Genomic DNA, 13,157 nt, shown 5'->3' on the forward strand with positions numbered 1-13,157 from the left:
CCCGTCGGCGGCACGGCCGTCATTCGGTCACAGCGCGCCGGTCACAGCGCGTCCGTCACCGCCTCGCGGAAGCCCTCCGGGTCCTCGACCCAGGGCAGGTGGCCGGCGTCCGGCAGGATCACCCGGCGCACCCGGGGCAACGCCCGCTCCAGCGAGTCCACCGCCGGGCGGGGGCGGATGTCGTGGGCACCGTCGACGATCAGCACCGGCACGTCAAGGGCCTGGCAGGCGGCGTACAGCCCGGGGGTGCCCCATGCGCGTCGCCGCTCGTCATTGAGGGTTCTGCTGCACTCGACGTTGACGCCGAGCCAGGGGTCGGCCAGGCGGGCGGCGTGCTCCAGGGCCCGTTCGCGGTCCTCGAACTCGACGGACCACTGGAGCACCGCCCTTTCCCGCTCCTCGGCCTCGGTGAGTCCATGACGGTCGGTCAGTTCCCGCCAGCGGGACAGGCGTTCGGGGTGTTCGCCGAGCCGGGCGCGGAGGTTCGCGTGGTACCCACCGTGCCAGTCGGCGTCCGGGCCGATGCCGGTCCCGGAGGCGTAGATCAGCGTGCCGACCCGCTCGGGGTGGGCCAGGGTGTAGCTCAACGCCAGCTGGGCGCCCCAGGAATGGCCGAACAGCGCCATGCGCTCCAGGCCGAAGTGGTGGCGCACGGCGTCGAGATCGGCGACGAACCGCTCGCTCGTCCAGGGCCCGGCGCACGGCTCGGAGCGGCCGCACCCGCGCTGGTCCCAGCGGATCGTCATGGCCCGGTCGGCGAGCAGGGCGGCGACGTCGGTGAACGTGTCCCACAGTCCGGGGCCGCCGTGGCACAGCACCAGCGGCACGCCCTCGCCCGACCGGGACGCCCACAGGCGTACGCCGTCGTCGGCGGTCACAGTCATCGTCATGCCGACAAGTCTGCCCGTGCGGAAAAGCGCGAGGGGCCGGGCAGGTGCCCGGCCCCTGTCACGCCACGGACGTCAGCCCATGTGCGGGTAGGTGTAGTCGGTCGGCGGGACCAGCGTCTCCTTGATGGCCCGGGTCAGCGTCCAGCGCATCAGGTTCTGCGGGGCGCCGGCCTTGTCGTTGGTGCCGGAGGCGCGGCCGCCGCCGAAGGGCTGCTGGCCGACGACGGCGCCGGTCGACTTGTCGTTGATGTAGAAGTTGCCCGCCGCGTAGCGCAGCTTCTCCATCGTGTACGCGGCGGCCGCGCGGTCGCCGGAGATGACCGAGCCGGTGAGGGCGTAGGCCGACACCGACTCCATCTGGGTCAGCATCTCGTCGTACTTCTCGGGCGAGCTGTCGTCGTAGACGTGCACGGCGAGGATCGGGCCGAAGTACTCGGTGGTGAAGACCTCGTTCTCCGGGTCGCCGCACTCGATGACGGTCGGGCGGACGAAGTAGCCGACCGAGTCGTCGTAGCTGCCGCCCGCGACGATCGTGCAGGCCGGGTCCGCCTTCGCGCGGTCGATGGCGGCCTTGTTCTTGGCGAAGGCGCGCTCGTCGATGACGGCCCCGATGAAGTGGGACAGGTCGGTGACGTCACCCATGGTGATGCCGTCGACCTCGGCGGCGAACTCCTCCCTGAAGCCGGAGTTCCAGATGGAGGCCGGGACGTACGCCCGGGAGGTCGCCGAACACTTCTGGCCCTGGTACTCGAAGGCGCCGCGGGTCAGGGCGGTCTTGAGGATCGCCCGGTCGGCGCTCGGGTGGGCGACGACGAAGTCCTTGCCGCCGGTCTCGCCGACCAGGCGCGGGTAGGAGCGGTACTTCTCGATGTTGTTGCCGACCGTCTTCCACAGGTACTGGAAGGTCTTGGTCGAGCCGGTGAAGTGAATGCCGGCGAGATCGCGGTGCTCCAGGGCGACCTCGCTGACCTCGATGCCGTCGCCGGTGACGAGGTTGATGACGCCCTTGGGCAGGCCGGCCTCCTCGAGGAGCCGCATGAGCAGCACGGCGGCGTGGGTCTGCGTCGGGGACGGCTTCCAGACCACGACGTTGCCCATCAGCGCGGGGGCGGTGGGCAGGTTGCCCGCGATGGCCGTGAAGTTGAACGGCGTGATCGCGTAGACGAAGCCCTCCAGGGGGCGGTGGTCGAGGCGGTTCCAGACGCCCGGGGAGTTCGCCGGGGGCTGCTCGGCGAGCAGGTCACGGGCGTACTTGACGTTGAAGCGCCAGAAGTCGATCAGCTCGCAGGGGGTGTCGATCTCGGCCTGCTGGGCGGTCTTCGACTGGCCGAGCATGGTGGAGGCGGCGAGTGTCTCGCGCCAGGGGCCGGACAGCAGCTCGGCGGCGCGCAGAATGATCGCGGCGCGGTCGTCGAAGGACATGGCGCGCCAGGCGGGCGCGGCGGCGAGGGCCGCGTCGATGGCGTCCTGCGCGTCCTGCTGGGTGGCGTTGCCATAGCTGCCGAGGACGGACTTGTGGTTGTGCGGCTGTACGACGTCGAAGCGCTCGCCGCCGCCCATCCGCCGCACGCCGCCGATGGTGCAGGGCAGGTCGACCGGGTTCTCGGCCAGCTCCTTGAGCTTGGCCTCCAGCCGGGCGCGCTCGGGCGAGCCGGGGGCGTAGCCGTGCACCGGCTCGTTGACGGGGGTGGGGACCTGGGTCACAGCGTCCATGGGTTCCGTAACTCCTTACTGAGCGGGTGTTGCTGCGAGCGGGGTGGGCTCAGCCCTTGGTGATCATGCTTCGTGCGAAGAACCGCAGGTTGGCGGGCTTCTCAGCGAGACGGCGCATGAAGTAGCCGTACCAGTCGGTGCCGTAGGCGGTGTAGACGCGCATGCGGTGGCCCTCGGCGGCGAGGCGGAGGTGTTCGTCGCCGCGGATGCCGTACAGCATCTGGAACTCGTACTCGTCGAGTTTGCGTCCGGCGCGGTGGGCGAGCTCCTGGGCGATGGAGATCAGGCGGGGGTCGTGGGAGCCGATCATCGGGTAGCCCTCACCGTCCATGAGGGTCCGCAGGATCCTCACGTACGCCTTGTCGATCTCGTGCCTGTCCTGGTGGGCGACCTCGGCGGGCTCCTTGTACGCACCCTTGACCAGCCGTACGCGGCTGCCGTTCGCGGCGAGCCGGCGGGCGTCGGCCTCGGTGCGGAAGAGGTAGGCCTGGATCACACAGCCGGTCTGCGGGAAGTCCTTCCGCAGTTCCTCGTGGATGGCGAACATCGAGTCGAGGGTGGTGTGATCCTCGGCGTCCAGCGTGACCGTCGTACCGATGGCGGCCGCGGCCTCGACGACCGGGCGGACGTTCTTCAGCGCCAGCTCGTGACCGTCCTCCAGCGCCTGGCCGAACATCGACAGCTTCACGGACATCTCGGCGCGGGTGCCGAGGTCGAGTCCCTCCAGCCGCTCGACGAGCCGGAGGTAGGCGTCCCGGGCGGCCTCGGCCTGCTCGGGGCGGGTGATGTCCTCGCCGACGACGTCCATCGTCAGCTCAAGGCCGCGGTCGGTGAGGTTCCGCACGATCGGGACGATCTCGTCCACCGTCTCGCCCGGGATGAAGCGGTCGACGACCTGTTTGGTCACCGGTGCCGCCGAGATCAGGCGTCGCATCCGGTCGCTGCGCGACGCGGCGAGAATCACGGGACCCAGCACGGGGCACCTCCATACCTACGCGTACGAGGCCGATGCCCGACGATCCGGGAACGGCACGGAGAACCACCGTGAAACCTAAGGATCCCTCCGATCGTGGGCCATCGACAGCTGTCACGCATCCGTGCCCCAGATCTCAGACAGATGTATGAAGGGCCCGCGGGGATGGGGGAGAATGCCCGGGTGACCGCCGATTCCGCATCCTCCAACCGCGCAGGTGACTACCAGGATCTGGTCGACGAGATCTCGGAGCTGCTGGGCGCCCCGGCGACCCTGGAGAACCGGGACTTCGAGCTGATCGCCTTCGGGGCGTACGACAGTGAGGGCGAGCTGGACGCGTCCGCGCTGGATCCGGTGCGGACCCGCTCGATCCTGACCCGGCGTTCGACGGCGGCGGTGCGCGCCTGGTTCGAGGGCTTCGGCATCACCCGGGCGACCGGTCCGGTCCGCATCCCGCCGACCCCCGAGGCGGGGGTGAACCGCGGTCGCATCTGTCTGCCGGTACGCCATCGTGGCGTCGTCCTCGGCTACGTCTGGCTGCTGGCCGACGATCCGGGGCCCGCCGAGCGGCAGCTGGCGGCGGCGATGGAGGTGACGGTCCGCATCGGCGCGCTGCTCGCGGACGAGGCGCAGCACGGGGCGGATCTCACCCGGGAGCTGCGGGCGGTCCTCACCGCCGAGCCCGGCTGGCAGCGCGACGCCGCGATCGCCGAGCTCCGCACGGCCCTCGGGTCCCGCGCGGACGCCCCCCACACCATGGTGTGCGTGGCCCCTTGGCCGTCCGCCGACCCCGAGGACGCCCCCTCGGTCCGTACGATCCCGGGTGCCACGGCCCTCTGCACGGTCCCGTGGGGGACCCGGGGCCACTGCCTCGCCCTGCTGGTACGGCTGCGGTCGGCGGACTTGCTGACTCCGGCGACGACGGCGGCGGGGAGACTGCTGGAGCGCGCGGGGGCCGGCGCGGGGGCCGGGAACGGTTCGTCCGGGGGTGCGGTGTCCGCGAAGGGGCCGGTCGCCGGTGTCGCCGGAGCGCGGCCCGGGCTCGGGGAGCTGGGCGCCGTGTGGCGGGAGGCGTCCGGTGCGGCCCGGGCGGCGCTGGCGGAGCCCCGCTTCGGCCCGGTCGCCGAATGGGCGTCGATCGGCCCGTACCGCCTGCTCACCGCCCTGCCCCCGGAGGCGGCCCACGACCCCGCCATCGACCCCCTCCTCTCCCCCACCCACCACGAACTCGCCCGTACCGCCGAGATCTACCTCGACTGCGGCGGCCAGGCCGGCCGCACGGCGGCGGAGCTCGGCATCCACCGCCAGACCCTCTACTACCGCCTCTCCCGCGTCGAGCAGCTGACCGGCCTCGACCTGGACGACGGCGAGGACCGGCTGTTGCTGCACATGGCGCTGAAGGGGGCGCGACTGTAGGTCCGCGGAGCCGGATCGATTCCGTTCGAGCCGACGACGTCGACCGTGGCCGGCTGGGCGGCCGGGTGGTACGGCGACCGGTACGGGGCCGCCGCACTCGTGCTGCCGGGCCTCCTGCCGTCCGCCGAGTCGGTACTGATCACTGCCCCCGACCGGCAGCCCCGTCGCCGTCGTCACGGTAACCGCGAGAGCCATGGTTGAGACGTCGTCGATCAGCCCGTCGTAGCCCCCTTGACGACCCGGCGCAGCCCCTCGGTGAGCTGCTCGGCGTCCGTCGCGGTGTCCGGGTCGAAGAGCCACTGCACCATGAGCCCGTTGAGCAGGGTCTGGTAGAAGCGGCCCTCCGTGTCGACGGTCTCCTGGTCGAGTTCGGCCTCCGGGACGCCGTTGAACAGGGGCACGATGCCCGAGCGGCCCTGCTCCTGTGCCTCGGCGAGCAGTTTGCGTACTTCCTGGAGCCGATCCGCGTGGACGACGACCTCCAGGCTCAGCATCCAGATCGCGCGGGCCTCGGGCAGTGAGCGGATGACGGTCGTCCACACGGCCTGGAAGCGCTCCAGCGAGCCGGGGGCCGACGCGGGCTCGTCGCCACCCCAGCCGGGATCGAAGGTGTCACCGAGCCCCTCGATCAACGAGACGTACGCCTGTACGAGCAGTGCGTCCTTCGATCCGTAGTGGTAGCCGATCGACGCCAGGTTGGTCCCCGACTCCTTGACGATGTCCCGCGCCGTCGTACGCACGAACCCCTGGCCGAGCAGGCAGCGCTTGGCGCCTTCGAGCAGATCCTCACGATGTCCCATGCCGGCCACCCTACAACGGATCTATACAACCGTCCTATACGGATGACCTATACAACCGACTCACACGGTTGACCTATACATTCGTTCTAGACAATCGTTTAAGACGACCGTACATTTCTCGGCATGACGAACTCGACCACGCACGAGACGAGCGCCACCCAGCCCCCGCCCGCCCGGGCCGGCCGCCGCGAATGGACCGCCCTCGGCGTCCTGATGCTTCCGCTGCTGCTGGTCTCGATGGACGTCTCGGTCCTGTACTTCGCGATCCCGGCGATCAGCGCGGACCTGGAGCCGAGCGGCACCCAGCAGCTGTGGATCTTCGACATCTACGCGTTCGTGCTGGCCGGGCTGCTGATGACGATGGGATCGCTCGGTGACCGCATCGGCCGCCGCCGCCTCCTGCTGATCGGCGCCGCCGCCTTCGGCACCGCCTCCCTGATCGCGGCCTACGCCGACAGCGCGGAGACCCTGATCGCGGCCCGCGCGGTCCTCGGCATCGGCGGCGCGACGCTGATGCCCTCGACGATGGCCCTGACCCGCACGATGTTCACCGACCCCGCCCAGCGCGCGAAGGCGATCGGCCTGTGGTCCGGAGTGATGACGGCGGGCGTCGCGCTCGGCTCGGTGCTGAGCGGGGTGCTGGTCGAGTACTTCTGGTGGGGCTCGGTCTTCCTGGTCAACCTGCCGGCGATGGCGCTGCTCCTGGTCCTCGGCCCGGTGCTGCTGCCGGAGTCGCGTGACCCCGCTCCCGGCCGCTTCGACTGGCCGAGCGTCCCGCTGTCGATGGCCGCCGTGCTCCCCGTGATCTACGGCCTGAAGGAGATCGCCGCCGAGGGATGGCACGCCGAGTACGTCCTCTCGATCACCGTCGGCCTGCTCTTCGCGGCCCTCTTCGTCCACCGCCAGCGCACCGCGGACTCACCGATGATCTCCCCGGCACTGTTCCGCGGCCACGGTTTCGCGCCCGCCGTCGTCCTCAACCTCGTCGCCTCGTTCGGGATGATGGGTTCGGCGTACTTCACCATGCAGTACCTGCAGTCGGTCCTCGACAAGAGCGCGCTGGAGGCGGCCCTGTGGGCGCTGCTGCCCTCGGTACCGATCGGTATGACCGCCCCGCTGGCCACCTCGCTGGTCCAGAAGGGTGTCAACCGGGCCTACGTCGTGACGGCGGGCTTCGCGATCGCCGCGGCCGGCTACGCCCTGCTGCTCTTCGCCGGCGCCGACTCGATGTGGCTCGTGCTGGCCGCCTGCGGGGTCCTCGCCTCCGGGATGGTCATGGTCGTCTCCCAGATGACGGACCTGGCGATGGGCGCGGCCCCGGTCGAGCGCGCCGGCTCCGCCTCCTCGCTGCTCGAGACCGGCGGCGAGTTCGGCGGCGCGCTCGGTATGGCCGTCCTCGGCTCCATCGGTACGGCGGTCTACCGCGACGACATCCCCGCCTCGGCTCCGGCTGCGGCCCGGGAGACCCTGGGCGGTGCGCTCTCGGTCGCGAACCAGCTCCCGGGGCGCGCGGGAGACGCCCTGGCGACGGCCGCGCGGGAGGCGTTCACCAGCGGGATGCAGGGGGCGGCGGTCGCGGGGGCGGTGCTGCTGGCGGGGTCGGCGGTAGCGGCTTCGGTGACGCTGCGGAGGATCCGCGTGAAGTGACGGAACAGGCGAACGCCGGGCGGGCTGACCTCGGTCAGCCCGCCCGGCGTTCGTGTGTGCTGTGTCAGACGAGGTTCACGGAACGCGCGGACGTCGCGCCGATCTCCTCCGCCACCTCGGCCAGCACGGCCGCGGTCACCGTGTCGTCCACGGTGAGAACGGCCAGCGCCTCGCCGCCCACCGCCGCGCGGGCGACCTGCATACCGGCGATGTTGATGCCCGCCTCGCCGAAGATACGGCCGACCGTGCCGACGACGCCGGGACGGTCCTCGTAGCTCAGGACGACCATGTGGTCGGCGAGCGCGAGGTCGACGTCGTACTCGCCGACCGCGACGATCTTCTGCAGGTGCTTCGGGCCGGCCAGCGTGCCGGAGACCGAGACCTCCTCGCCGCCCGACAGCGTGCCGCGCACGGTGACGACGTTGCGGTGGTCGGACGACTCCGAGCTGGTGGTCAGGCGCACCTCGACACCGCGCTCCTGGGCGAACAGCGGCGCGTTGACGTACGACACGGTCTCGTCGACGACGTCCTCGAAGACACCCTTGAGGGCGGACAGCTCCAGCACCTTCACGTCATGCTGGGTGATCTCGCCGTACACCTCGACGTCGAGGCGGACCGCGACCTCGCCCGCGAGGGCGGTGAAGATGCGGCCGAGGCGCTCGGCGAGCGGCAGGCCCGGCTTGACGTCCTCGGCGATCACACCGCCCTGGACGTTCACCGCGTCGGGCACGAGCTCACCCGCGAGCGCGAGGCGGACGGACCTGGCGACGGCGATACCGGCCTTCTCCTGCGCCTCGTCGGTGGACGCGCCGAGGTGCGGGGTCGCCACGACCTGGTCGAACTCGAACAGCGGGGAGTCCGTGCACGGCTCCTTCGCGTACACGTCCAGGCCGGCGCCGGCGACGCGGCCCTCCTTGAGCGCCGAGTACAGCGCCTCCTCGTCGACGATCCCGCCGCGCGCGGCGTTGACGATGCGCACGCTCGGCTTGACCTTGCGCAGCGCCTCGTCGCCGATCAGGCCGACCGTCTCGGGGGTCTTGGGCAGGTGGACGGTGATGAAGTCGGAGACCTCGAGCAGCTCGTCCAGCGACAGCACCTTGACGCCCATCTGCGCGGCGCGGGCGGGCTGGATGTAGGGGTCGTAGGCGACGACCTTCATGCCGAAGGCGGACATGCGCTGCGCGACGAGCGCGCCGATGCGGCCGAGGCCGACGACGCCGAGGGTCTTCTCGGCGAGCTCCACACCCGTGTACTTGCTGCGCTTCCACTCGCCGTTCTTCAGCGCGGCGTTGGCCTGCGGGATGTGGCGGGCGGTCGCGACGAGGAGGCCGCAGGCCAGCTCGGCGGCGGTCACGATGTTGGAGGTGGGGGCGTTGACGACCATCACGCCGGCCTTGGTGGCGGCGGAGACGTCCACGTTGTCCAGGCCGACGCCGGCTCGCGCGACGACCTTCAGCTTCTTCGCGGCGGCGACCGCCTCGGCGTCGACCTTCGTGGCCGAGCGGATCAGGATCGCGTCGACGTCGGCGATGGCGGGGAGCAGTTCGGCTCGGTCCGCGCCGTTGCAGTGCCGGATCTCGAAGTCCGGGCCAAGTGCGTCCACGGTCGCGGGCGACAGCTCTTCAGCGATGAGTACGACAGGTTTCGAGCTCACGTGAGTCCTCACAAGTCCAGAGCGTGCGGACGGCCGTCCCGACGGCCGCAGGCGGAGGAGGGGGCGCGACGCCGGGGAATTTCGGGTGCGCTCCCGCGCCCGCCGCGGCAGCGGCTGATGTCTCAGCCGGAGAGTGCGTGCCGGGCGGCGTGGGGGCGTGCTCGCAATTCCTCGGTGTCGCTGGGCCGCGTGGAAGACGCACGACGCTGTGGGCCTGAACGCGTATATAAACAGCAGTGTAGTGCTGCGACGGAGGTCGCCTCATGCCTCCGCGAAAGGATCACCCGTCCGTGGCGGGACGGGGATGGCCAAGAGGGCCGGAGCAGCGCCCCGGCCCCCCTGACATGAGGCTTACGCCTCCTCGTCCACCCAGCTCATCAGCTTGCGCAGCTGCTTGCCGGTGGTCTCCAGGAGGTGCTCGGAGTCCTGGTTCTTGTACTCGTTGTACTTCTTCAGACCGCCGTGGTACTCGTCCATCCAGTTCTGGGCGAAGGTGCCGTCCTGGATCTCCGCGAGGATCTGCTTCATCTCGGCCTTGGTGGCGTCCGTGATGATGCGCGGGCCGGTGACGTAGTCGCCCCACTCGGCGGTCTCGGAGATCGACCAGCGCATCTTCTCCAGGCCGCCCTCGTACATGAGGTCGACGATCAGCTTCAGCTCGTGCAGGCACTCGAAGTACGCGATCTCCGGCTGGTAGCCAGCCTCGGTCAGCGTCTCGAAACCGGCCTTCACCAGGGCGGCCGTACCACCGCAGAGGACGGCCTGCTCACCGAACAGGTCGGTCTCGGTCTCCTCGGTGAAGGTCGTCTTGATGACGCCGGCGCGGGTGCCGCCGATGCCCTTGGCGTAGGACAGGGCCAGCTCGAAGCCGTTGCCCGTGGCGTCCTGCTCGACGGCGGCGATGCAGGGAACGCCGCGGCCCTCCTCGTACTGGCGGCGGACCAGGTGGCCCGGGCCCTTGGGGGCGACCATGCAGACGTCCACGCCGGCCGGGGGCTTGATGAAGCCGTAGCGGATGTTCAGGCCGTGGCCGAAGAACAGCGCGTCGCCGTCGTTCAGGTTCGGGGCGATGTGCTCCTCGTAGACCTGGGCCTGGATCGGGTCCGGGACGAGGATCATGATGACGTCGGCCTCGGCGGCGGCCTCCGACGGGGTCACCACGCGCAGGCCCTGCTCCTCGGCCTTGGCCTTGGACTTGGAGCCCTCGTGCAGACCGACGCGGACGTCGACACCCGAGTCACGGAGCGACAGCGCGTGGGCGTGGCCCTGGCTGCCGTACCCGATGACCGCGACCTTGCGGCCCTGGATGATGGACAGGTCGGCGTCGGCGTCGTAGAACAGCTCGGCCACTTTGGGTTCTCTCCTTGAATGCAGGTGGTGCGTCCACCGTATGACGTGGAGCGGTGGTGAAGTCTCGGGGTCTCGGTATACGGGCGGCCTGTGGTTCACGGCCGCCCGTTTCCGGTCGTGACCGTGGCTTACGCCGATCGGTCCAGAGCGCGCAGGGACCGGTCCGTGATCGAACGCGCACCGCGTCCGATCGCGATGGTGCCGGACTGGACGAGCTCCTTGATGCCGAAGGGCTCCAGCATCTTGAGCATGGCCGACAGCTTGTCGCTGCTGCCGGTGGCCTCGATGGTGACGGCCTCCGGGGAGACGTCGACCGTCTTGGCGCGGAACAGCTGGACGATCTCGACGATCTGGGAGCGCGTCTCGTTGTCGGCGCGCACCTTCACCAGAACGAGTTCACGGTGAACGGCGGCGGACGGCTCCAGTTCGACGATCTTCAGCACTTCGACGAGCTTGTTGAGCTGCTTGGTGACCTGCTCCAGCGGCAGGGCGTCGACGCTCACCACGATAGTGATGCGGGAGATGTCGGGGTGCTCGGTGACGCCCACGGCGAGCGAGTCGATGTTGAAGCCGCGGCGGGAGAACAGGGCGGCGATCCGGGCCAGGATGCCCGGCTTGTTCTCCACCAGGACGGAGAGCGTGTGCTTGGACATGGTCTTTTTACGTCTCTCTCGCTCAGTCGTCTTCGTTGTCGCCGAAGTCGGGGCGGACGTCCCGGGCGGCCATGATCTCGTCGTTGGAGGTGCCGGCGGCGACCATCGGCCACACCATCGCGTCCTCGTGGACGATGAAGTCGACGACGACCGGGCGGTCGTTGATCGAGTTCGCCTCCTCGATGACCTTGTCGAGGTCTGCCGGGTCCTCGCAGCGGATCGAATAGCAGCCCATGGCCTCCGACAGCTTCACGAAGTCGGGGACGCGGGTGCCGGCGCTGGGCTGCTTTCCGTCCGCCTCCGGGCCGGAGTGCAGCACGGTGTTGGAGTAGCGCTGGTTGTAGAACAGGGTCTGCCACTGACGGACCATCCCGAGGGCGCCGTTGTTGATGATGGCGACCTTGATCGGGATGTTGTTCAGGGCGCAGGTGGTGAGCTCCTGATTCGTCATCTGGAAGCAGCCGTCGCCGTCGACGGCCCAGACGGTCTGGCCGGGCGCGCCGGCCTTGGCGCCCATGGCGGCCGGGACGGCGTAGCCCATGGTTCCGGCGCCGCCGGAGTTCAGCCAGGTGGCGGGCTTCTCGTACTGGATGAAGTGGGCGGCCCACATCTGGTGCTGGCCGACACCCGCGGCGAAGATCGTGCCCTCGGGGGCGAGCTGTCCGATGCGCTCGATGACCTGCTGCGGGGAGAGCGATCCGTCGGCGGGCTGGTCGTAGCCGAGCGGGTAGGTCTCGCGCCAGCGGTTGAGGTCCTTCCACCAGGCGGTGTAGTCGCCGGGGCCGCCCTCGCTGTGCTCCTTCTGCACCGCCTGGATCAGGTCGGCGACGACCTCGCGGGCGTCGCCGACGATCGGCACGTCCGCGGCGCGGTTCTTGCCGATCTCCGCCGGGTCGATGTCGGCGTGGACGATCTTGGCGAAGGGGGCGAAGCTGTCCAGCTTGCCGGTGACGCGGTCGTCGAAGCGGGCGCCGAGGGCCACGATCAGGTCGGCCTTCTGCAGGCCGGTGACGGCGGCGACCGATCCGTGCATGCCCGGCATGCCGAGGTGCTGGGGGTGGCTGTCGGGGAACGCTCCCAGCGCCATCAGGGTGGTGGTGACGGGGGCGCCGGTCAGCTCGGCGAGGACCTTCAGCTCGGCGGTGGCGCCGGCCTTCAGGACGCCGCCGCCGACGTAGAGGATCGGCCGCTTGGCGGCGGTGATCAGCTTGGCGGCCTCGCGGATCTGCTTGGCGTGCGGCTTGGTGACCGGGCGGTACCCGGGCAGGTCCAGGACCGGCGGCCAGGAGAAGGTGGTCTTCGTCTGGAGGATGTCCTTGGGGATGTCGACGAGGACCGGTCCGGGGCGGCCGGTGGAGGCGATGTGGAACGCCTGCGCGATCACTCGGGGGATGTCCTCGGCCTTGGTGACCAGGAAGCTGTGCTTGGTGATCGGCATGGTGATGCCGACGATGTCCGCCTCTTGGAAGGCGTCCGTGCCGATCGACGAGGACACCACCTGGCCGGTGATCGCGACCAGCGGCACGGAGTCCATCTGCGCGTCGGCGATCGGGGTGACCAGGTTGGTCGCACCCGGTCCCGAGGTCGCCATGCAGACGCCGACCTTGCCGGTGGCCTGCGCGTAGCCGGTGGCCGCGTGGCCGGCGCCCTGCTCGTGGCGGACGAGGATGTGGCGCACCTTGGTGGAGTCCATCAGCGGGTCGTACGCCGGAAGGATCGTGCCGCCGGGAATGCCGAATACCGTGTCGGCGCCGACCTCCTCGAGAGAGCGGATGAGGGACTGCGCACCCGTGACGTGCTCGATGGGAGCGGAGTGCTGTCCTCCGGATCGGGGCCGCGGCTGCGGATGGGCCCCGGTGGCCTGCTCGGTCATCGTCATTCTCTTCTCGATGCTGAGGTTTTTGCGACGTTCGTGCGGTGTACGACTCTTGTACGACTGGTGCGTGTGCAACAAAAAACCCCTCGTGCCATAAGGCAAGCGAGGGGAGCGCGTCGGGAAGGGGCGCTGAGCGGTCGAAGCTCAGCGTCAGCCGACGCGCTGTCCAAGTACGAGAATTCGGG

General features: G+C 70.1%; 10 protein-coding genes. 2 read left to right on the forward strand and 8 right to left on the reverse strand.

The features are described 5' to 3' along the window. Positions 1 to 41: 41 nt before the first annotated feature. The 3 genes from IG99_RS25910 to IG99_RS25920 all read right to left on the reverse strand — a co-directional run bounded on the left by IG99_RS25910 (position 42) and on the right by IG99_RS25920 (position 3,579). Entirely contained in the window at positions 42 to 884 is an 843-nt protein-coding gene (locus IG99_RS25910) for an alpha/beta fold hydrolase (protein WP_078947904.1), read from the reverse strand. 78 nt (positions 885 to 962) lie between these two features. Beyond that, positions 963 to 2,603 (reverse strand): L-glutamate gamma-semialdehyde dehydrogenase, encoded by a 1,641-nt coding sequence (gene pruA / locus IG99_RS25915; RefSeq protein ID WP_037677655.1) that lies wholly within the window; start codon positions 2,601 to 2,603, stop codon positions 963 to 965. 49 nt (positions 2,604 to 2,652) lie between these two features. Continuing rightward, complete coding sequence (locus IG99_RS25920) at positions 2,653 to 3,579, reverse strand: proline dehydrogenase family protein (RefSeq protein ID WP_037677658.1); 927 nt, start codon at positions 3,577 to 3,579, stop codon at positions 2,653 to 2,655. Positions 3,580 to 3,741: 162 nt separating this feature from the next. On the opposite strand from IG99_RS25920, the gene IG99_RS25925 reads away from it, so the two are divergent. Continuing rightward, positions 3,742 to 4,992, forward strand: a complete 1,251-nt coding sequence (locus tag IG99_RS25925) for a PucR family transcriptional regulator (RefSeq protein WP_037677660.1) — start codon at positions 3,742 to 3,744, stop codon at positions 4,990 to 4,992. A gap of 212 nt (positions 4,993 to 5,204) precedes the next feature. Here the strand turns inward: IG99_RS25925 and IG99_RS25930 are convergent, their stop codons facing one another. Continuing rightward, the gene (locus IG99_RS25930) at positions 5,205 to 5,792 is read right to left on the reverse strand and encodes a TetR/AcrR family transcriptional regulator (RefSeq protein WP_037677662.1); all 588 of its coding nucleotides are present in this window, start codon (positions 5,790 to 5,792) and stop codon (positions 5,205 to 5,207) included. 123 nt (positions 5,793 to 5,915) lie between these two features. On the opposite strand from IG99_RS25930, the gene IG99_RS25935 reads away from it, so the two are divergent. Beyond that, complete coding sequence (locus IG99_RS25935) at positions 5,916 to 7,439, forward strand: MFS transporter (protein WP_037677664.1); 1,524 nt, start codon at positions 5,916 to 5,918, stop codon at positions 7,437 to 7,439. Between the two features lie 64 nt (positions 7,440 to 7,503). Here the strand turns inward: IG99_RS25935 and serA are convergent, their stop codons facing one another. The 4 genes from serA to IG99_RS25955 all read right to left on the reverse strand — a co-directional run bounded on the left by serA (position 7,504) and on the right by IG99_RS25955 (position 12,969). Next, positions 7,504 to 9,093 (reverse strand): phosphoglycerate dehydrogenase, encoded by a 1,590-nt coding sequence (serA, locus tag IG99_RS25940; protein ID WP_037677665.1) that lies wholly within the window; start codon positions 9,091 to 9,093, stop codon positions 7,504 to 7,506. A gap of 351 nt (positions 9,094 to 9,444) precedes the next feature. Beyond that, the gene (ilvC, locus tag IG99_RS25945; protein ID WP_037677667.1) at positions 9,445 to 10,443 is read right to left on the reverse strand and encodes a ketol-acid reductoisomerase; all 999 of its coding nucleotides are present in this window, start codon (positions 10,441 to 10,443) and stop codon (positions 9,445 to 9,447) included. A gap of 128 nt (positions 10,444 to 10,571) precedes the next feature. Further along, positions 10,572 to 11,096 (reverse strand): acetolactate synthase small subunit, encoded by a 525-nt coding sequence (gene ilvN / locus IG99_RS25950; protein ID WP_037677668.1) that lies wholly within the window; start codon positions 11,094 to 11,096, stop codon positions 10,572 to 10,574. Between the two features lie 22 nt (positions 11,097 to 11,118). After that, entirely contained in the window at positions 11,119 to 12,969 is a 1,851-nt protein-coding gene (locus tag IG99_RS25955) for an acetolactate synthase large subunit (protein ID WP_107056024.1), read from the reverse strand. Positions 12,970 to 13,157 lie beyond the last annotated feature (188 nt).

This window comes from Streptomyces griseus subsp. griseus (assembly GCF_000720255.1).
GTDB lineage: Bacteria > Actinomycetota > Actinomycetes > Streptomycetales > Streptomycetaceae > Streptomyces > Streptomyces griseus_I.